Here is a 19,961-nt window from a genome sequence, read left to right as displayed (position 1 = left end):
AGATGAAACAGGTAAGTTTGGTGTTGATTTTTACATTAATAAACACCATTGCGTTAGCACAAAGCACAAAAAAAGCAATGAAAGAACTACTTTCAGGTTATGAATTTAAAACGAGATGTATACAAATTGATACTATAGAAATTGCATATATTAAAGAAGGAAAAGGAGCTAAGACCTTACTTTTTTTACATGGTTTAAGTAGTAATGCAGATGCTTGGTCTAAAAATATAAAAGCTTTAAAAGAGAATTATACTTGTGTTGCCGTCGATTTGCCTGGTCATGGTAAATCTTCAAAACCAGAAGTAGCCTATACGCCTACGTTTTTTGCTGATATTGTATCTAAATTTATCAAAAAGAAAAGATTAAAAAATGTGGTTTTAGTCGGGCATTCTATGGGAGGACAAGCGAGTATGAGGCTAGCATTACAGCATCCAGAAGTGGTGCAAAAATTAGTGTTAATAGCCCCAGCAGGGTTGGAAAAATTCACAAAAGATCAAGGAAATGTTCTTAAAAGTGTATACACAGCAGAAGTAGTAAAGAACACCTCAAACGACCAAATTGCAAAAAATTATGCACTCAACTTTTTTGAACAACCAGCAGAGGTTTCAAAAATGATTGAAGATCGTATTCGAATTAAACAAGCATCCGATTTTGATGCACACTGTAATGCGATTGTAAAAAGTGTATTTGGAATGTTAGACGATCCCGTGTATGACGATTTAGAAAAAATTTCTCCAAAAACTTTAGTTGTTTTGGGAAATAAAGACAAGTTAATTCCAAACAGGTATTTACATCCTACATTAACGATTCAAGATGTGGGAAATGTAGCGAAAGATAAAATTAAAAATGCTACTGTAAAATATATAGAAAACTGTGGACATTTTGCGCAATTTGAAAAGTTTAAAAAAGTTAACTTGCTCATACAAGAATTTGTAGAAAGTGATTAATGAAAACAAAACTTAAAAAATTCAGAGAGTTTAGTAAAACTATTTTGCCAAATGAAGCAAAATACCTTCAAACAGTGTATTCATTTAAAGGAGAAGAAAAATGTGTAATAAGCAATCTTATTATAAAAAATGCATTGTCAAAAAATGGTTTTACAGAGTTTGATACTTCTATAGATAAACGAAAGTATTCATATGTAAAAAACTGGACTCAAAAAAAACTTAGCAACATAGATGTTGATGTTACTATAGATTGGTTAATGTCGTTAAAAAAGAAAATTTTAACCGATGCCATCACTTCACAAGAGGAAAAAGAATTTCTTCAGTATATCATCACTTACAAATCCATCAAGCATAATTTTCAGAGTCTTTATACTCTTGCCAAAGAGTACAAGTCGTATTTATTAGTGCGGATGCGTTATAAAGATCACGAAATTGTGGCTAACTTTATTAAGGACTATGAAGCTAATTATATAGCAGCAAAAGAAATACACGAAAAGTTGTATGAAGCAACCACAGAAATTACCAATCAGTATACGTTAAATAATAATGAAACAAAACATCTAGAAGATTGGTTGCTACATGTGTTTAAAGATGAATCAATCGATGGTAAAAATCGCTATCAAGCATTTGTATTGTTGGCATTTATGTACACAAATTATAATGAGAATGATAAGTTAAAATTGCTTTTCAATCAAATAGATGTGTATTTCAGTCAAGGAAAAATGTATTCAAGGCGTCTACTTTCTAACTATTATGCGAGTCGAGTTTTGTTGCATTCAAAACAAAACGAGTTTGAAGAGGCAGAGTTCTATGGGCACCTTTCTATTAGACAGAACAACAATGATACCTTAATGTATTTGAATAATTTAGTAGCTATTTTGTTGCGAAATAACAAACCTGAAGAAGCATATTATTTACTTGAAAAGTATGAGGGGCTCTATAAAGAAATTCATAATTATCATCAAAAAATAGGGTATTGTTCCTATAAAGTTCGGGTGCTTTCAGAACTTCATAAACATAAAATAGCCGAAGCAACAGCAAAAGCCTTTTTAAGAAAACATAAAAAAGAAGTGTTGAAACATCGCTGGCATCATTTTTTTACATCATATATTAACGTGTTAGTCACAGAAGAAAAATATGATGAAGTGTTGAAACTAGCTTCTAAATTTAACTTGATAGAAAAAGAAAAAGAACGCCAAAAAAAGAACAATTATGTTCCGAATATATCTTGGAGTATTTCACTGTCAAGATATATGGAAGGAAAAATTAATTCGACTCGTTTACTAGAAGAAATAAAACAGCCTTTAGGAAATATCCAACCTACAATAAACCAGAAGCAACTCATGTTTAAAGTAATAAATAAGCTGTCAGACAACCTTCCAGAAGCTTTTTTACAATTAAAGTCTCATATACAGTAACTCCCCTTTTGTAGCTGAATTTTTTGTGTGGTTTTTATAGTTAAAAAATAAAAGTTATTCAAAGTCACACTTTATAGTTTTTGTTTTTTAAATAGTTTATTTTCTATTTCCCAATAGATTGCGAGAGAAACAAACTTAATAACAATCTAAAATTATGAAAAAACTATTTTTCTTTTTAGTCTTAATTAGTTCTTTAACAATGAGTGCTCAAGGTACAGGAGGTGTTACAGGAATAGTTACAGATACCAATGGAGTGCCTTTGCCAGGAGCCACAGTGTATATTAAAAGTATAGACAAGGGGATTGATACCGATTTTGAAGGGAAATTTGCAATTGAAAATATTGAAGAAGGATCTTATAATGTACTTATCTCATTTGTAGGATTTGAAAGTATAACTAAAACAGTAGCTGTTCAAAAAGGAAAAAACACACAACTAAACATTTCTTTAAAAGAAGCAAGTAGTGTTTTAGACGAGGTTATTTTAACAGCAAATAAAAAACCGCAAAAAATTACAGAAGTGCCCGCAACGGTTAATGTAATTAATGCTAAAGATATTCAAGATTTTCCAAGTTTTAACATAGGTGAATTAGCCGCAAGACAAAAAGGAGTTGATTTTGTGCGTAGCGGAGTATTAGGAACGGGTATTAATATTAGAGGATTTAATTCGGCATTCAATTCAAAAAACTTACAAATGACCGACGATAGAGTTTCTATGTTAATCGCTACAGGGTTGCCTTATGGGTCGTTTTCAACAGTTACGAAAGACGATGTTGAACGAGTAGAAATATTATTAGGCCCTAATGGAACACTGTATGGACCAAATGCTCATAACGGTTTGGTAAGTACAATAACTAAAAACCCAAGGACTTCAGAAGGAACGACAATTGCAATCGGAGCAGGGAGTCAAAATGTAGTCACTGGGAGGTTGCGTCATGCGCAAGTGTTAAGCGATAAGTTTGCATACAAAATTCACTTAGAAAGTACACAAGGAACAGAATTTGAGTATGTAGATAGCGTATATGTAGGAGCAAAAGCGTACGGAGAGAAAAACTTAGACCGTAATTTTAATGCACTGAAGTACGGAGCTTCATTATATTACAAGCCTACTAGTAGTTCAGAAATTACAGCATATTACGGGCATAGTAATAATACCAATTTAGCGGTTACCAATGCTGGTCGTAACCAAATTAAAGATTGGACTTTAGATATCGCTCAATTAAAATATGTATCTAAGAACTTTTTTGCAAATGCGTATTATACATGGAGTAAAACAGATGAGACCTATGCAATTAATCAGCGTACACAAAATTATGTATCATTTATTGAAAATGGTTTTTCAGAAGAAGAGGCTTGGAGTCGTGCATTATATGAACAGTGGATTCCTGCTTATGGTATAGCAGTTCCAAGAGGAGCACTTTTTAAAGATGCATCTGAAAGATTCAATGCAGAGGCGCAGTACAACAATAATTGGGGGGAGTTTTATGTAACAGCAGGAGCGCAATACCAATTAGATATGGCAGATTCTAAAGGTACTTATTTGTTGGATCAAGAGGGATCAATTGATATTGCTCAAAAAGGAGTGTATGGTCAGTTTGAATATAAATTAGAATCGGGATGGAACTTTTTAGCGGGGATTAGAGCAGATAATCACGATTTATACGGTACTAACTTCTTGCCAAAAGCGGCAATTACCAAAACCATGGGTGAAGGTACGTTTAGATTAACGTATGGTAGAGGTATGGCAGTACCATCAATATTAAACCTACAAGGAAATTTATTTGGAGGATTAGTGTTAGGGAACGGAGAAGGGTTTACGTTAACGGATGGAACTAAGATTGATAAGTTAGAGGTAGAAACCATCAACTCTTTTGAATTTGGTTATAAAGGGAAGCTTACCAATAAGTTTTATATCGATGCAAGTGCCTATTATAATATGTCGGAAAACTTCATAAGTCCTTTGCGTAACATAGTTGATGCAGCTAATGGTAATTATGTAACTCATATGGGAAATCAACCTATTGATGAGGTTTCGGCAGGAGCTAGCGCATCTCCACTTTTATTAACCTATAGCAATTTTGGAAATGTAGATACCTACGGATTTGATCTTGGATTGAACTACTATTTTACAGATGCGATTCGAACATCATTAAACTATTCGTATTTCGGACGTAGTTTAGATAAAAACGACATGAGTAACGATGGTAATTTAGACGGAGTTGTGTTGGAAAGTGAATTGCCTATCAATACACCAGAAAATAAATTGAGTTTAGGGTTGCACTATGGAGGGGAAAAGTTTTATGGAGCCCTTTTCGGACGTTGGGTAGAAGATTACGACTTCTTTTCAGGAATCAATGTTGCTGCTAAAACACAAGATTTAGATGGAGATGGAATCAATGAAATTGTTGAAAATGCACGGGTAGGTAGAACATGGAATTATGGTCCTTTAGGTGGATTTACTGTCGATGCTAACCTAGGGTATAACTTGAACAACAATGTGTCTGTTGGGGTAAATGTAACGAACCTTTTCAATGCTAGCATCAGAGAGTTTGTGGCCTCTCCAGAAGTAAGAAGACTAGTTTCATTCGAGCTTAAATACAACTTTAACGCATTTAAGAAAAAATAAAAACCAAATCTGTTAAGCTTATAAAGTATGCCGAAAGTAACAGTAAACAATATAGAGCTTGATTATGAAGAGTACGGGAAAGGAGACGTTCTTCTGTTTCTTCATGGATTAGGGTCGACTAAAGCAGATTGGGATGCGCAAATTCCTTTCTTTTCAGAAAAATACCGTGTTGTGGTGGTAGATCTTAGAGGGCATGGAAAAACTTCTGTTCCCTCTAAAGATAACTACGGAGTTGAATTTATGACGGAAGATGTTAAGCAACTGTTAGGTGTTTTAACAATAGAAAAAGCCACAGTTATAGGTTTTTCTATGGGTGGAGCAGTAGCTTTTCAATTAACTTCTGACTATCCAGAAATCATAAACAATTTGGTGATTGTAAATAGTGGTCCAGATTTTAATAACATGGGAAAAATAGGGGAAGATCTGTTGAGTTCAAGAACCGCATTTTTAAAAACGAAAGGGTTGATACCTTTGGCAAAAGAAATCGCTTATAATATGTTTCCTGAAGATACTCAGATTGAAATGAGAAGTGAATTTGAGGCTAGATGTAAAAAAAATAATTATGAAGCGTATTATAATTCATTTGTCACCTTGATGGATTGGGGTTTAGGAGAGAAGTTACAAGAAATTAAAACAAGAACCTTGGTTGTGGCATCTGATATGGATTATACGCCAGTGTCTTTTAAAGAAGAATATGTAAAAAGAATGCCGAATGCAGTAGTATCGGTAATTGAAAACTCCAGACATGGAGCAGTTATAGATCAGCCAGAAGCATTTAATAAAGTACTTGAAAAATTTTTAAATCATGAATAAAGTAGCGTTAATAACTGGGAGTACCAGTGGTATCGGTTTAGGTATTGCAGAAGGTTTTGCTAAGATGGGCTATCATATTATGTTTCATGGTTTGGAAACTGATGGCGCTATAATAGCTAAGGAAATTGGGAAGAAGTATAGTGTAAAAGTTTCTTTTTCAAATGCCAATTTACTGATTGCTGATGAGGTTGAGGGATTGATTGAGCAAACAATAAAAGTGTTTGGAGCATTGCATGTACTAGTTAACAATGCAGGAATACAGTACGTTGCTTCAATTGAAGACTTTCCGAATAATAAATATGAAAATATTATTGCTATTAATATGAATGCAGCTTTCTATGCTTCCAAAAAAGCATGGAATTTTATGAAAACTCAGAAATTTGGTAGGATCATCAATGTTTCGTCAGTTCACGGTTTAAGAGCGTCAGAATTTAAAACAGCCTATGTGGCTTCAAAACATGGTGTAATAGGTATGACTAAGGTCTTGGCATTAGAAGGTGCGCCTTATAACATAACCTGCAATGCAATTTGTCCAGGGTATGTAAAAACACCCTTGGTAGCAGGTCAAATAAACGATCAAGCTAAAGCGCATAATATGTCGGAAGAAGAAGTTGTAGAAAAAGTAATGCTAAAAAAACAGGCGGTAAAAGAATTTGTTCCGTTGGAAACAATTACAGATATGGCTTTGTTGTTAGCGAAAGAGAGTTCTTCAACTATCACAGGAACTTCATTTGCTTTAGATGGAGGTTGGAGTGCTCAATAATATTAAAAACTATTGTTTCTTTAATTTTTAAATATGTAAGAACACAGCGGTCAAATTTATTTTTTAAGTAGACAAGGCAGCTGCGTGAAGTTTAAGTTTAGTTAAAATAAAAAAGCCAATCTATTTATAGATTGGCTTTTTTATTTCTGCTCCCCCTCTTGGGCTCGAACCAAGGACCCTCTGATTAACAGTCAGATGCTCTAACCAACTGAGCTAAGGAGGAATGTTCATATAGAACAATATATATGTGTTGTAGAAATTATCGGCTTCTACCTTGCCTTTGCTCCCCCTCTTGGGCTCGAACCAAGGACCCTCTGATTAACAGTCAGATGCTCTAACCAACTGAGCTAAGGAGGAATTTAAAACATGCTTGTCTTAAAATGCGAGTGCAAATTTAAGGGGTTTTTTTATATCTGCAAATTATTTTTAATAAAAAGTAAGTGTATTTTTTTTTGTTTCTGAATTTCAGTATTTTATTTTTTGAATAAAATAGGCTTTTAACTGAAATTTAACAAAAAGACGATACTCGTTAAAGAGTTTAAAATTAGACTAAAAAGGAATGGTATTTTTCGTAAAAGTTGTACTTTTGTCACCATTATTCTTATTGATAGAAAAGTATAACAAAATATATGGACAAGTTTTCGTTCTTAAACGCAGCACATGCAGGTTTTATAGGTGATTTGTATGAACAATATCAAAAAAATCCTGATGCGATAGAACCAAGTTGGAGAAGTTTTTTTCAAGGATATGATTTGGCTAACGAGAAGTATTCATTAACAGATGAAGAAGTTTCGGTAGAAGTCCCTGAAGAAGTACGTAAAGAGTTTTTAGTAATCGATTTAATCAATGGTTACCGTACCCGTGGTCATTTATTTACCAAAACAAACCCAGTACGAAATAGAAGAACGTATACCCCAACATTAGATATTGAAAATTTTGGACTAAATCAATCAGATTTATCCACTGTTTTTAATGCAGGAGAAATTTTAGGAATAGGACCTAAAAGTTTAGCAGAAATTATAAACTACTTAAAGTCTGTTTTCTGCGAAAGTATCGGAGTGGAGTATATGTATGTACGAAATCCTGAAGAGTTAAAATGGTGGAACGAGCGTTTGAATAAAAATGCAAACCATCCTAGTTACAATGTAGAGTCTAAGAAGTATATTCTTGCGAAACTGAATCAGGCGTCAACTTTCGAAAGCTTTTTACAAACGAAGTATGTAGGTCAGAAGCGATTCTCTGTTGAAGGAGGGGAAACCTTAATTCCAGGGGTAAGTGTAGCGCTTAGAGATGCAGCTGAAGTATATGGGGTGGAAGAATGTGTACTAGGAATGGCGCACCGTGGGCGCTTAAATACTTTAGTAAACATTTTCAAAAAGCCAATTCGCGATTTGTTTAGTGAGTTTGAAGGGAAAGATTTTGAAGATCAAGAAATTGATGGAGATGTTAAGTATCACTTAGGTTTAACGTTAAGCAAAGCGTATCAAGGTGGGCAAAAGATGAAGATGAATTTAGTTCCCAATCCATCTCACTTAGAAACCGTTGATGCAGTTGCAGAAGGAATTGTTAGAGCTAAAATAGAGAAAGACTACAAAGGAAACGAAAATAAAGTACTTCCAATTTTAGTCCATGGTGATGCCGCAGTGGCAGCACAAGGAATTGTATATGAAGTTGTGCAAATGGCACAATTAAATGGATACAAAACAGGAGGTACTATCCACGTTGTGGTAAATAACCAAGTAGGGTTTACAACTAATTACTTAGATGCACGTTCGAGTACGTATTGTACTGATGTGGCAAAAGTAACGTTATCTCCAGTGCTACATGTAAATGCAGACGATGCAGAAGCAGTATGTCACGCAATGGAAATGGCAGTTGAATATCGTATGAAATTCAACAAAGATATTTTTATTGATTTATTAGGATATCGTAAGTACGGTCATAATGAAGGAGATGAGCCTCGTTTTACCCAACCAAAACTATATAAAGCAATTTCTAAGCACAAAAATGCAAGAGAAATTTATGCTAATAAATTAATTGAAGAAGGAAGCATAACAGCAGACTACTTACAAAAAATCACAGATGAATTTAAGGCGCATTTAGAAGCTGAATTTACAGAGTCTAAAAAGAAAGAAACGTCTAAAATTCAAGAGTTCATGCCTGATGTGTGGGAAGGGTTTGTACGCAAGCAATTGCAAGAAATGTTACAACCTGTAGATACTACTTATTCGGTAGAAGACTTAAAAGGAATTGCAAGAGTTATTTCAAAAACGCCAGAAGGACATAAATTTGTTCGTAAGGCAGAACGTATCTTAAAAGGTCGTGAAAAAATGGTTTTTGAAGATAATTTATTAGACTGGGGTACGGCTGAGAACTTAGCATATGGTACCTTATTAGAGGAAGGATATGATGTACGTATTTCAGGAGAGGACGTAGAAAGAGGAACATTTTCTCACCGTCATGCAATTATGCGTGATGAAGAAACCTTAGAGCGTGTTAATTTATTAAACACGAACCCTAAGAATAAAGGAGAAATGACTATTTATAATTCGCACTTATCAGAATACGGGGTGTTAGGTTTTGACTATGGATATGCCATGGCAGCTCCAAACACTTTAACTATTTGGGAAGCTCAGTTTGGTGATTTTGCCAACGGAGCACAAATTATGTTCGACCAGTATATTTCTTCGGCAGAAGATAAATGGAAGTTACAAAACGGATTGGTAATGTTATTACCTCATGGGTATGAAGGTCAAGGACCAGAGCACTCGTCAGGTAGAATTGAACGTTTCTTACAATCATCATCAACTGATAACTGGACAATAGCAAACTGTTCGACACCAGCAAATATGTATCACATTTTGCGTCGTCAGATGAAGCGTGATTTTAGAAAGCCGTTAATTGTGTTTACACCCAAAAGTTTATTGCGTTTACCAAAAGCTGTAAATCCTATTGAAGATTTAGCCAATGGAACTTTCCAAGAAGTAATTGACGATACGATTGATACATCAAAGGCTAAGAAAATGGTGTTCTGTACAGGTAAATTCTATTATGACTTATTAGCTGAGCGTGAAAAATTAGGAAGAGAAGACGTAGCTTTAGTTCGTATAGAGCAATTGTTCCCATTACATAATGATAAAATCAAAGAAGTAATGGACAAGTATCCAAATGTAGAACGTTATGTTTGGGCACAAGAAGAACCTAAAAATATGGGAGCTTGGGGGTATATGTTAGAACGTTTTGAATTAGCTAGGTTAGAATGCGCTTCGGAAGAGTATCGTTCGGCACCAGCAGCAGGTTCAAGTGCACGTTTTAAAAGACGTCATCAAGCTATTATAGATAAGGTTTTTGATTAAAAAATAAATGCGTTAGGGATTGAAGCAAGCTACCGTGTAGCGCAAAAAGCCCGACCCGATAGGGAAACGCCCAAATAAAAGAAATAAAATAATTCAGATATATAAAATTTAGAACTGATGGTTTTAGAAATGAAAGTTCCTTCTCCGGGGGAATCAATTACAGAAGTAGAAATCGCAACTTGGTTAGTTGAAGATGGTGATTACGTTGAGAAAGATCAACCAATTGCCGAAGTAGATTCTGACAAAGCAACGTTAGAATTACCTGCGGAAGAAAGCGGAATAATCACTTTAAAAGCTGAAGAGGGTGATGCAGTAGCGGTAGGAGCAGTAGTTTGTCATATTGATATGGATGCTGCAAAACCAGCAGGAGCTGAAGCACCAAAAGCAGCAGCACCAAAAGCTGAAGAGAAAAAAGAAGCACCTAAAGCTGAGCCAGCAAAAGAAACATATGCAACAGGTACAGCGTCTCCAGCAGCTAAAAAAGTATTAGCTGAAAAAGGAATGAGTGCAGCTGATGTTAAAGGAACAGGTAAAGACGGTCGTGTAACAAAGGAAGATGCTGTAAAAGCAGTGCCTTCAATGGGAACTCCAGGGATGGGATCTCGTGGTACAGAGCGTAAAAAATTATCTATGTTACGTCGTAAAGTGGCACAACGTTTAGTTTCTGTAAAGAATGAAACAGCAATGTTAACAACGTTTAACGAAGTAAACATGCAGCCTATTTTCGACTTACGTAACGAGTATAAAGAAGAGTTTAAAGCAAAACACGGGGTAGGTTTAGGATTCATGTCATTCTTTACGTTAGCTGTAGTAAGAGCTTTAGAAATGTATCCAGATGTAAACTCTATGATTGATGGAGATTATAAAGTAAGTCACGATTTCCAAGATATTTCTATTGCAGTATCGGGTCCTAAAGGATTAATGGTACCAGTAATTAGAAATGCTGAAAACTTAACATTTAGAGGTGTTGAAAGCGAAGTAAAACGTTTAGCATTACGTGCTCGTGACGGACAAATTACAGTGGATGAAATGACAGGAGGTACATTTACAATTACTAACGGTGGTGTATTTGGTTCTATGTTATCTACACCAATTATCAACCCTCCACAAAGTGGAATTTTAGGGATGCACAACATTGTAAATCGTCCAATGGCAGTAAATGGCGAGGTAGTAATTCAGCCTATTATGTATGTAGCATTATCTTATGACCACAGAATTATCGATGGTAAAGAGTCTGTTGGTTTCTTAGTAGCTGTAAAAGAAGCTTTAGAAAATCCAGTAGAATTATTAATGGATAACAATCCTAAGAAAGCCTTAGAAATGTAGTCGAAAATTTCGACTTATAAGTATATAAATCCTGCACTTTTGTGCGGGATTTTTTGCGTAAGAATTCTTATTTTTAAGAAGTATATCGTTTATGTGTTTTAGGTATGAAAAGAGAAATTCCTAATATATTATTTAAATCCAAATCACCAGAAATTTTAGGTATTGAAATAATCAGGTTAGAAAAAATTAAAGAAGAGAAAGAGAGCTTTACGCATTCTCCTGAAAAAGCACATCAATTAGAGTTTTATCAATTAGTTTTTTATACTGAAGGAACATCAGAGCAATTGGTAGATTTTGTATGGCACAAAGTGCAAAAGAATACCGTAGTTTACGTATCAAAAGGACAGGTAAATGCATTTAAATTTAATGAGGGTTTGCAAGGTTATTTGATACTTTTTACTGAAGATTATTTAAAAGAACAAATAGCAAAAATTCCAAAAGATACCGCTATTCGTTTATTAACTCCGCTACTTTTTTCTCCAAAAGTTCACGTAGCTCAAATAGCCAATTTACCAGCCTATGTGAAATTGATTTTTGAAGAGTTTTATAAACCTACTGAAAGTTTTAATAAAAGATACATCGTTGATTCTTTATTTAATATCATTTTTTCTAAGGTTGAGGAAATTAAAAAAAATGAAACAGACGATATTAAAGATTCTGAAAAATTACGGCTTTTTTTAAAGTTTCAGGAAAAGTTAAAAAAGACTTTTAGAAGGAATAAAAACGCAGCTTTTTATGCACAAGAGCTAGGGGTAACGTATAAGCACTTGAATATTGTTGTTAAAGAAGTGATTGCTAAGACGGCCAAGCAGTATATTGATGAGTTTGTAATTTTAGAAGCCAAGAGAAATCTCATTAATTCTACCATTAAAAGTACAGAGTTGGCTTATTTAATGGGGTTTGAAGAACCCACTAATTTTGTAAAATACTTTAAGAAACGTACGGGATTTACCCCAAATGGTTTTAAAAAAGAGTACAATAAAGTATAAAGGTTTGATATTTACCATTTTATTCTTTTGATTGACCTATTTACTGCTTTCCATCTATCATAATTTTGTATCATCATTGTTAAAAGCTAATTAAAAATGAAAAAAAGGATAGTTACAGCAGTTGGTTTTACAACATTATTAAGTTGTATTTCAACACTACAAGGTCAAATTAAAACAGATACTAACATGGAAAATTTAAAAACTATAGCACAAAAAGCACAAGATGCTTTTTTTACAGATTACAATGAAGAGGGAGTAAAAACATACTTCGCAGCCAATTATATTCAACACAACCCACAGGTACCTACTGGTATTGAACCAGTATTAGGGTTTCTCCCTGTTTTAAAAGAAGCGAATACAAGATATACCAATCATAGGTTGTTACAAGATGGAGAGTATGTTATTTTTCACAATTCGTATCATAATGCAGATGCTTTTGGAGCAAAAGAAGTTGTAGCTTTTGATGTGTGGAGAATAGAAGATGGTAAAGTTGCTGAACATTGGGATAACCTTACTCCAAAAGTTGATATAACGGCTAGTGGTCGTTCACAAGTAGATGGGGTTACAGAGATTACTGATTTGGAGAAGACCAATTCAAATAAGAAGATTGTAACGAATTTTGTCAATGATATTTTATTTGGGAAAGCTCCAGAGAAGGTTACGGATTATGTTAGTACAGCCGAGTATTTTCAACACAACCCGATGATAAAAGATGGTTTAGAGGGGTTAAATGAGGCAATTAGTTATTTGGTTTCTCAAAATAATATGTTTCAATATCAAAAACTACATAAGGTGTTTGGGGAAGGTAATTTTGTTCTTACCGTGAGTGAAGGATCCTGGCATGGAAAAAGGCAAGCCTTTTACGACTTATTTAGATTAAAAAATGACAAAATTGTTGAACATTGGGATGTTATACAGGAAGTTCCAGAACAAATGGCTCATACAAATGGAAAGTTTTAGTGTATTGAATTTATTATAAAAATTAAGCCCTGTACATTTTGTATAGGGTTTTTGTTTGTTTTTTTAGTAACTTTAATAACTATAAAATTAGGGTATTATGAAAGTTACTGAAGAAGGATTTACCGTTTACCATAACTTTCCTATAAATGAGTTATCTAACAAAGTTTATAAGGCGATAACTAATCCGGATGATTTGGTACACTGGTGGCCGCTAAAATGTAGTGGTGTTCCCAAGTTGGGTGCAGAGTACAATTTTTTCTTTGGAGAACCATACAATTGGTATGGAGAAGTAATTAAGTGCGAAAAAAACACCTCTTTTTATATAAAAATGACAAAGTCGGATGAAGATTGGAATCCAACCACTTTTGGTTTTGATTTGTTTGAAAAGGATGATGGAATCACATGGGTACATTTTTTTCATAAAGGGTGGGCCGAACAAAGCAATCACTTTAAGCATTCTTCTTATTGTTGGGCGTTGCTATTAAATGGACTTAAAAATTACGTAGAAAAAGGAATCATTATACCGTTTGAAGACAGAAATTAAAAATATAAGATGATGAAATTAGGGGCTTTTTCAATTAGCTTAGCTGTAAAGGATATTGATAAATCCAAAGACTTTTACGAAATGCTTGGGTTTACTGTTTTGCAGGTGCACTGGAGAAGAATTATTTGATTATGAAAAACGGAAATTCGTTAATTGGCTTGTTTCAAGGAATGTTTGAAAATAATATGCTCACATTTAATCCAGGCTGGGATGAAGAGGCTAACATATTAGATGATTTTGACGATGTTAGAGCTATTCAAAAAGAGTTAAAAGAGAATCATATTAAGTTAAAAAGAGAGGCAGATAAAGATACTGAAGGCCCGGCAAGTATTGTTTTCTTTGATCCTGATGGAAATACAATTTTAATAGATCAACATGTGTAATAAGTAAAATAAGTAACGGAAAAACTCATTGTGTTCCCCGTTACTCATACAATACTGCACAAAGAAAGTCGTTACTTACCATTCAAACTCCAATCGTACTCTAAATACATAACTTCAGCATTGTCATTGGCTTTAATGTTTGAGTACTTGTTTACATAATCTATCAAAGTATTGCGAGAAGTAAAATCTTCTTGATACCATTGAAATATTTTTGAAACTTTAACACTCGTTAATGTTATGTTGTTTTTTGTAGGGTCATTGATAAAATCTTTCATTAAATTTTCCAATTCTTTTTCTATGTTATCTTTTGTAAATGCAAAGTTTACAAATCTTGGCCCCGATTTAGAAGCAGCATTCAAAGCAACATGAATTCTTGGATCGTCATACCATCTTCTAAGTATTTTATGCTCAATATAATCTAAAGAGTACATTTTTTTTCCAACAGTTGCAAACGGAATTTTCCATGCATTTCTACCTTTGCGTTTTATATCGGTAATTTTCTTTAAAGGATAGCTATCTAATATTAACTTAATAGTATATGTATTGTAAGCGTTTATCCAAAAGGCTTTGGCTTTGTTTGAAGACCATTTATCACTAGGGATGGTGTTTTCTAAATGTTTGATATATATATCTAACAAAGCGCGATTTTTTCTCAAGCCTTTATAATCTACATCGCCTTCCGGACTCACATAGGTTTTTAAAAGAGCATTGTATACATCTGTTTGTGCTTGTGACTGTATACTAACGAAAAGTAGTAAACAGGTAAAAGAGAGGATAATTGTTTTTCGCATTTTTTAAATTTTAAGTAAATAAATTAGTTTACGGTACTTTTGACGTAGCTAATTTTGATTCATTACATAAAATTTTAGATAAGAAAAAACCACCTGTGAAAGGCGGTTTATAAATTGAAAAAAGTAATTTTATTTTTTACCCATCAACGAACTTAAGGCGATAACAACAACTCCAACAGCAATGGTAATGTATGAGTTGGTATTATCTTGAGCTTCTACTAGATCTACATCGCCAATAGAAATTTGAGTTTCTGGTTTAAAAAGAGTGTACACTCCATACGCTAAAATTACTATTCCTGAAATTAAAGCAACTGTTTTTAGTGAGTTATTCATAATAGAAGGTTTCTTATAAAGATAAAAAAAATAATTTATAAAGCTATATGAATAGCTTTCGGAGGCTTTTATATAATTAAGAATGTCGTTTTATCACAAATAAAGAACATTTCATACCATAAGAGTTTTCACATTACATAAGAGGATGTAAGTGAGATATTTTTGATACAGATTAATAAATAAAAACATCAAAAATGATTATGTATTTGTACCAAAAAAAAACCTTTTTATTCTTAAGTTTTACCCTCTTTTTCTTTGCTAGTTGTATTGAAGAAGATCTACCTGCAAGGATTAAACAGCAAAAATTTACAGTAACATCAAACGCCACAAATTTTAAATACAATGTTAAAATAGGAAGCCTTGAAGAAATTGACGTAGCTAGAGATTATCATGTAGTTTATTTATTAGATGGAGACGATTATTACAATGAGTGTATGCAAATACTACGCTCCAAAAACAAAGAGCATACCATAGTCGTGAGCATAGGTTATACTGGTGATAATAAAAGAGGGATAGATTATTCTTATCCGTATGACAGGGATTTTGATGGAGATTCTGGAGGAGCAAAGAAATTTATTGATTTTTTAAACTCAGAGTTATTACCTACGATTGCCGAAGATTACCAAATAAATAGCTTGACAAAAACAATTTATGGACATTCTTTAGGGGGCTATTTTGCTTTATATGTAATGATGCAAAAAGAGCAAGAAAACCCTTTTGATAATGCAATAGCAGTAAGTCCCAATTTAATGTGGTATAACTCTTTTATTTTCGATTTGGAAGCAGCTGCTAAGGAGTTGGATTTACTGGAAGGGAAAAGTATTTATATGTCTATGGGAGACTTAGAAGGAGTTGGTATGAATGCATCTTTTGATGCTTTAACCAAGCAACTAGAGCTAAGAAATTATAGTGATTTTGATTTTAGTTATGAAAGACTTGAAAACACTTCACACAGAAATAGCCCAATACAAGGGTTTAAAAAAGGATTACAAATTATTGAATAAGGACACAATGAAGAATATCTTATACACATTATTGTTGAGTTGTTTTATAATGAACGCTCAAGAATTTAATACTACTAAAAAATGGAAATTGGAGTTGGGGTATACCACTGATATACTCAATGCGAGTTTTGGAGAACATTATGGCCTAGTTTTTAAAACAAAAAGGAAGTTATTAGAAAGTAAAAAAATAACTGTAATGGCTGGAGCAGCGTATCAAAACAGTTTTATAAATGAAGGCGAAAACATGTTCACAGATCATGTTGATGGTTATACAAGAGATTTATCTGTTGTTGGTTTGTTTGATGTTAGTTTTTATCCATTTCATAAAAGGAGGTTTTATATGTCGGTTCAACCCTTCTTAGGATACACGAATTTAAAGTCTAAAGGGAGTTTATATATAGATCATTTAGACGTATATGAGAACTATAAGAATTCATATTCTTATTTTAATTATGGCATGATAAACTCTTTAGGCTATACTTTTAATAGAGTAACAGTAACTTTTGATATTTGGAGTTCGTTAAAAGGAATTACTGATAGTGGAAGGTTTAGACCAGGGGATCTTGATTCAAGATTGTTTTTTGGAATGGGAGTAGGGTATATGTTATAAAAACATATCTATTTATAGTACTTGTCAAACTCCTCTTTAAATAATTTAAACTTACTTCTAGATACTGGAACCTCATGAGAAATATCAGGAAATGAAATTTTATAGTTTCTTGCGTTTCCAGAGGTTCTTCTTATATTTTTAATATTGATTATATATGAACGATGTGTACTTAAAATAAAGGAATAATCAGATAAATCATTAAGCAGTTTTTGAATTGATATTCTATAAGGTTTAATATCTACCGAATTAAGATTTTTTGTGTAAATATCTACATAATTTCCTTCAGATTTAGCAAATAGAAAAGTAGTAAGATCAAGAATTAATGTTTCGTTTACATTATTCGTTTTTATCGATAAAACAACTTCTTTGTCTTTCTGTTTTAATTCCTTTTCTAACTCTTTGTTATATGCTTTAATACTTCTTAAATTTTCTTTTAAGATAATAACATAATTAATCCATATAATAATAAGTACAGGTAGGGTACCTACTAATATAACATAGGAAAAGGTGTTTATTAAACTTAAAAAAAAACTACTATCCATATGGCTTTTAAAAGGGTATAAAAAGCTATTTTGAAAAAGCGCTATAGAAATAAGGATACCGAGTGTAAAGAAAAATTCTCTTACAGTGTTCCAGTTTTCTTTAATTTCAGCAGTAAAAAAAACGATGGGTACCAATTCAGTAAAAAATAAGATACTTAAAAATGTAACGATGCTGGCTGTTAGACAGGCAGACAAATTATTTGGAAGTGTGTTTTGAGTAACGTAATAATTAAGTAAGAATGTAACGATGCTTAAAATAAAAGCAATGATAAGGTTTCTTTTGGTATGAAATAAATAAGGGTAAGGTCTCGACAAGTTCTTTAAAAACTTAGATTTCATAGCGTAAAAGAATTAAAAAGGCATTATGAAACATAATGCCTTTTGTTTGTTTTATAATTCAAAACCAATGTTAACGCCTAGTTTATTAGCAATTAACTTGGTAATTCTTTTTTTAACCTCTGGTATTTTAACACTTTCTAAAACGGTATTGGCAAAGGCGTACATTAACAGCGCTTTAGCTTCTTTTTTAGGAATACCTCTTTGTTGCATATAAAACAATGCTTGATCGTCTAATTGACCGATAGTACAACCATGAGAGCATTTTACGTCGTCAGCAAAGATTTCTAATTGAGGTTTTGCATTAATGGTTGCTTTATCACTAATTAAAACATTGTTGTTCTGCTGGTAAGCATTGGTTTTTTGAGCTTCTTTTTCAACAATAACTTTACCGTTAAATACTCCAGTAGAACGATCGGCATAAATACCTTTGTAGTCTTGATGACTTTCACAGTTTGGTTCTATATGGTTTACTAAAGTATGGTGGTCAACATGTTGTTTCCCTTCAACAATAGTAATTCCTTTTAAGATAGAGTTAATATGTTCTCCTTTTTGATAAAAATTTAAGTTATTTCGAGTAATGTTTCCACCGAAAGAAAATGTATGTACAGAGCAGGTACTTTCTTTTTGTTGCTCAATGTATGTATTGTCAACTAAAGAAGCATCATTATTGTCATTTTGAATCTTGTAATAATCTACAGTAGCATGTGTATCTGTATAAATTTCAGTTACAGCATTGGTTAATACAGCATTGTTATTCAGGTTTTGGTGGCGCTCTATAATTTGAACATGCGCATTTTGTTCAACCACAATTAAGTTACGTGGTTGTAGCATGGTTGCATGTTCTTTACCAGTGGTAAAGTTAATTATCTGAATAGGTTTTTCAACCTCTATATTTTTTGGAATATGAATAAACGCACCTTCAGTAGCAAAAGCAGTATTTAAAGATGTTAAATTGTCTTGTTTTGCTATTTTGTTAAAATATTTTTCAACAATAGGTTTGTATTTTTCTTTTGAAAAAGCAGCAGATAATAAACAAATATCTTTTCCATCATGAGTAGTAGTTGATAAAAAAGAGCTGTATTTTCCATCTACAAAAACTATTTTATAACTATCTATTTCGTGAATGAAATATTTTTTTACATCAGCTAACTCTACAGAAGCCTCTCTATCAGGAAAAATACTATAATCTTCTTTTAAAATTGAATTTAAAGAAGTGTATTTCCACGCTTCAAGTTTTTTAGTAGGAAAACCTAGTTTTTCAAAGTTTTGTAGTGCTTTTGTTCTTATTTCATGTAAATCTGAATTGATGTTTACACTGTCTTCAAAAGCTACGTATGATGATAATATTTTTTCTCTCAACTCCATTGTTTTTAGTTGTAAAGTTTATAAAGCATAAAAGTTTATAAAGCTGAAAGGTTGCTTGTTTTACGGGCAACTTTTCACTTTTTACTTTTCAACTTTTCTAACTATTTACCTCTTCTTTAATCCAATCGTATCCTTTTTCTTCAAGCTCTAAAGCAAGAGAAGCGTCTCCTGTTTTAACGATTTTTCCATCGTGTAAAACGTGTACATAATCTGGAACGATATAATCTAATAAACGTTGGTAGTGGGTAATAACGACTACAGCGTTATCTTTAGATTTTAATTTGTTAACTCCATTCGCTACAATACGTAATGCATCGATATCTAAACCAGAATCAGTTTCATCTAAAATAGCTAATTTAGGTTCTAACATCGCCATTTGAAAAATCTCATTACGCTTTTTTTCTCCTCCAGAAAATCCTTCATTTAAGGAACGAGATAAGAACTTGCGATCGATTTCTAGTAATTCTGATTTTTCACGAATCTTCTTAAGCATGTCTTTTGCAGGCATTTCTTCTAAACCTTGCGCTTTACGAGATTCGTTAATGGCTGTTTTAATAAAGTTTGTAACAGTAACACCAGGTATTTCTACAGGGTATTGAAACGATAAGAATACACCAGCATGCGCTCTTTCTTCTGGAGCTAATTCGTTAATATCTTCACCTTCTAATTCGATAGAACCAGAAGTTACTTCGTAAGTTTCATTACCAGCAATTACAGATGATAAGGTACTTTTACCTGCACCGTTTGGACCCATAATTGCATGAACCTCTCCTGCTTTTACTTCTAAGTTAATTCCTTTAAGAATGTCTTTACCTTCTACCTGTGCGTGTAAGTTTTCTATTTTTAACATTACTG

The 19,961-nt window shown here is 33.0% G+C and carries 17 protein-coding genes, 2 tRNA genes and 1 pseudogene; 13 read left to right on the top strand and 7 right to left on the bottom strand.

All coding sequences use genetic code 11. The features are described 5' to 3' along the window. The first annotated feature begins 2 nt into the window (after positions 1-2). The 5 genes from ACN0WY_RS11655 to ACN0WY_RS11635 all read left to right on the top strand — a co-directional run bounded on the left by ACN0WY_RS11655 (position 3) and on the right by ACN0WY_RS11635 (position 6,564). A complete protein-coding gene (locus ACN0WY_RS11655; protein WP_417800454.1) occupies positions 3-947 on the top strand; it encodes an alpha/beta fold hydrolase in 945 nt (314 codons plus the stop codon). Next, complete coding sequence (locus tag ACN0WY_RS11650) at positions 947-2,365, top strand: hypothetical protein (protein WP_417800453.1); 1,419 nt, start codon at positions 947-949, stop codon at positions 2,363-2,365. Before ACN0WY_RS11655 ends, ACN0WY_RS11650 begins: the two co-directional genes overlap by 1 nt. Positions 2,366-2,519: 154 nt before the next feature. After that, a complete protein-coding gene (locus tag ACN0WY_RS11645) occupies positions 2,520-4,988 on the top strand; it encodes a TonB-dependent receptor (RefSeq protein ID WP_417800452.1) in 2,469 nt (822 codons plus the stop codon). 27 nt (positions 4,989-5,015) lie between these two features. Beyond that, positions 5,016-5,801, top strand: coding sequence for an alpha/beta fold hydrolase (locus ACN0WY_RS11640; RefSeq protein ID WP_417800451.1), 786 nt, complete (start codon positions 5,016-5,018; stop codon positions 5,799-5,801). Continuing rightward, positions 5,794-6,564: a 3-hydroxybutyrate dehydrogenase gene (locus ACN0WY_RS11635; RefSeq protein WP_330489412.1), complete on the top strand. Its 771-nt coding sequence runs from the start codon at positions 5,794-5,796 to the stop codon at positions 6,562-6,564. The genes ACN0WY_RS11640 and ACN0WY_RS11635 overlap by 8 nt, the downstream gene beginning before the upstream one ends. A 149-nt stretch (positions 6,565-6,713) precedes the next feature. Here ACN0WY_RS11635 and ACN0WY_RS11630 read toward each other — a convergent pair. Then, positions 6,714-6,787 (bottom strand) — tRNA-Asn (locus ACN0WY_RS11630). Between the two features lie 60 nt (positions 6,788-6,847). Then, positions 6,848-6,921: transfer RNA gene (locus ACN0WY_RS11625), tRNA-Asn, on the bottom strand. 272 nt (positions 6,922-7,193) lie between these two features. Between ACN0WY_RS11625 and ACN0WY_RS11620 the strand changes: the two genes are divergently transcribed. The 6 genes and pseudogenes from ACN0WY_RS11620 (at position 7,194) to ACN0WY_RS11595 (ending at position 14,122) form a co-directional block, all read left to right on the top strand. Beyond that, positions 7,194-9,920, top strand: coding sequence for a 2-oxoglutarate dehydrogenase E1 component (locus ACN0WY_RS11620; protein ID WP_417800450.1), 2,727 nt, complete (start codon positions 7,194-7,196; stop codon positions 9,918-9,920). A 117-nt stretch (positions 9,921-10,037) separates the two neighbouring features. Beyond that, positions 10,038-11,246 carry a 2-oxoglutarate dehydrogenase complex dihydrolipoyllysine-residue succinyltransferase gene (gene odhB / locus ACN0WY_RS11615; protein WP_330489414.1) on the top strand — a complete coding sequence of 403 codons (1,209 nt, stop codon included), beginning with the start codon at positions 10,038-10,040 and terminating at the stop codon, positions 11,244-11,246. Between the two features lie 104 nt (positions 11,247-11,350). After that, positions 11,351-12,235: a helix-turn-helix domain-containing protein gene (locus tag ACN0WY_RS11610; protein WP_417800449.1), complete on the top strand. Its 885-nt coding sequence runs from the start codon at positions 11,351-11,353 to the stop codon at positions 12,233-12,235. Between the two features lie 96 nt (positions 12,236-12,331). Next, complete coding sequence (locus ACN0WY_RS11605) at positions 12,332-13,195, top strand: nuclear transport factor 2 family protein (RefSeq protein WP_417800448.1); 864 nt, start codon at positions 12,332-12,334, stop codon at positions 13,193-13,195. A gap of 97 nt (positions 13,196-13,292) precedes the next feature. Then, positions 13,293-13,739 (top strand): SRPBCC family protein, encoded by a 447-nt coding sequence (locus ACN0WY_RS11600; RefSeq protein ID WP_417800447.1) that lies wholly within the window; start codon positions 13,293-13,295, stop codon positions 13,737-13,739. Positions 13,740-13,751: 12 nt separating this feature from the next. Beyond that, positions 13,752-14,122 (top strand): annotated as a pseudogene (locus tag ACN0WY_RS11595) (VOC family protein). Positions 14,123-14,193: 71 nt separating this feature from the next. On the opposite strand, the gene ACN0WY_RS11590 reads toward ACN0WY_RS11595, so the two are convergent. Together ACN0WY_RS11590 and ACN0WY_RS11585 are read right to left on the bottom strand one after the other, a co-directional pair. After that, positions 14,194-14,913, bottom strand: a complete 720-nt coding sequence (locus ACN0WY_RS11590) for a DUF547 domain-containing protein (RefSeq protein ID WP_330489418.1) — start codon at positions 14,911-14,913, stop codon at positions 14,194-14,196. Positions 14,914-15,042: 129 nt separating this feature from the next. Next, positions 15,043-15,246 (bottom strand): hypothetical protein, encoded by a 204-nt coding sequence (locus tag ACN0WY_RS11585; protein WP_330489419.1) that lies wholly within the window; start codon positions 15,244-15,246, stop codon positions 15,043-15,045. Positions 15,247-15,440: 194 nt separating this feature from the next. On the opposite strand from ACN0WY_RS11585, the gene ACN0WY_RS11580 reads away from it, so the two are divergent. Next, entirely contained in the window at positions 15,441-16,250 is an 810-nt protein-coding gene (locus ACN0WY_RS11580; RefSeq protein ID WP_417800446.1) for an alpha/beta hydrolase, read from the top strand. Between the two features lie 7 nt (positions 16,251-16,257). Further along, positions 16,258-16,860 carry a hypothetical protein gene (locus ACN0WY_RS11575; protein ID WP_417800445.1) on the top strand — a complete coding sequence of 201 codons (603 nt, stop codon included), beginning with the start codon at positions 16,258-16,260 and terminating at the stop codon, positions 16,858-16,860. An 8-nt stretch (positions 16,861-16,868) separates the two neighbouring features. Here the strand turns inward: ACN0WY_RS11575 and ACN0WY_RS11570 are convergent, their stop codons facing one another. The 3 genes from ACN0WY_RS11570 to sufC form a co-directional block, all read right to left on the bottom strand. Further along, the gene (locus tag ACN0WY_RS11570) at positions 16,869-17,741 is read right to left on the bottom strand and encodes a LytTR family transcriptional regulator DNA-binding domain-containing protein (RefSeq protein WP_417800444.1); all 873 of its coding nucleotides are present in this window, start codon (positions 17,739-17,741) and stop codon (positions 16,869-16,871) included. A gap of 51 nt (positions 17,742-17,792) precedes the next feature. Next, on the bottom strand, positions 17,793-19,106 hold the full coding sequence (sufD, locus tag ACN0WY_RS11565; RefSeq protein WP_330489423.1) for a Fe-S cluster assembly protein SufD: 1,314 nt from the start codon (positions 19,104-19,106) through the stop codon (positions 17,793-17,795). Positions 19,107-19,203: 97 nt separating this feature from the next. Then, the gene (gene sufC / locus ACN0WY_RS11560; RefSeq protein WP_330489424.1) at positions 19,204-19,956 is read right to left on the bottom strand and encodes a Fe-S cluster assembly ATPase SufC; all 753 of its coding nucleotides are present in this window, start codon (positions 19,954-19,956) and stop codon (positions 19,204-19,206) included. Between the last annotated feature and the right edge of the window lie 5 nt (positions 19,957-19,961).

Source organism: Tenacibaculum sp. (genome assembly GCF_048269885.1).
GTDB lineage: Bacteria > Bacteroidota > Bacteroidia > Flavobacteriales > Flavobacteriaceae > Polaribacter.
The sequence above is the reverse complement of the archived record's forward strand: the minus strand, read 5'-3'. Positions and strand labels throughout refer to the sequence as shown.

Coding starts and splice junctions, on each gene's coding strand:
- odhB (WP_330489414.1), top strand. CDS start 10,038: ATGGTTTTAGAAATGAAAGTTCCTTCTCCGGGGGAATCAATTACAGAA.
- ACN0WY_RS11610 (WP_417800449.1), top strand. CDS start 11,351: ATGAAAAGAGAAATTCCTAATATATTATTTAAATCCAAATCACCAGAA.
- ACN0WY_RS11585 (WP_330489419.1), bottom strand. CDS start 15,246: ATGAATAACTCACTAAAAACAGTTGCTTTAATTTCAGGAATAGTAATT.
- sufC (WP_330489424.1), bottom strand. CDS start 19,956: ATGTTAAAAATAGAAAACTTACACGCACAGGTAGAAGGTAAAGACATT.
- ACN0WY_RS11620 (WP_417800450.1), top strand. CDS start 7,194: ATGGACAAGTTTTCGTTCTTAAACGCAGCACATGCAGGTTTTATAGGT.
- ACN0WY_RS11570 (WP_417800444.1), bottom strand. CDS start 17,741: ATGAAATCTAAGTTTTTAAAGAACTTGTCGAGACCTTACCCTTATTTA.
- ACN0WY_RS11600 (WP_417800447.1), top strand. CDS start 13,293: ATGAAAGTTACTGAAGAAGGATTTACCGTTTACCATAACTTTCCTATA.
- ACN0WY_RS11640 (WP_417800451.1), top strand. CDS start 5,016: ATGCCGAAAGTAACAGTAAACAATATAGAGCTTGATTATGAAGAGTAC.
- sufD (WP_330489423.1), bottom strand. CDS start 19,106: ATGGAGTTGAGAGAAAAAATATTATCATCATACGTAGCTTTTGAAGAC.
- ACN0WY_RS11645 (WP_417800452.1), top strand. CDS start 2,520: ATGAAAAAACTATTTTTCTTTTTAGTCTTAATTAGTTCTTTAACAATG.
- ACN0WY_RS11650 (WP_417800453.1), top strand. CDS start 947: ATGAAAACAAAACTTAAAAAATTCAGAGAGTTTAGTAAAACTATTTTG.
- ACN0WY_RS11655 (WP_417800454.1), top strand. CDS start 3: ATGAAACAGGTAAGTTTGGTGTTGATTTTTACATTAATAAACACCATT.
- ACN0WY_RS11590 (WP_330489418.1), bottom strand. CDS start 14,913: ATGCGAAAAACAATTATCCTCTCTTTTACCTGTTTACTACTTTTCGTT.
- ACN0WY_RS11575 (WP_417800445.1), top strand. CDS start 16,258: ATGAAGAATATCTTATACACATTATTGTTGAGTTGTTTTATAATGAAC.
- ACN0WY_RS11605 (WP_417800448.1), top strand. CDS start 12,332: ATGAAAAAAAGGATAGTTACAGCAGTTGGTTTTACAACATTATTAAGT.
- ACN0WY_RS11580 (WP_417800446.1), top strand. CDS start 15,441: ATGATTATGTATTTGTACCAAAAAAAAACCTTTTTATTCTTAAGTTTT.
- ACN0WY_RS11635 (WP_330489412.1), top strand. CDS start 5,794: ATGAATAAAGTAGCGTTAATAACTGGGAGTACCAGTGGTATCGGTTTA.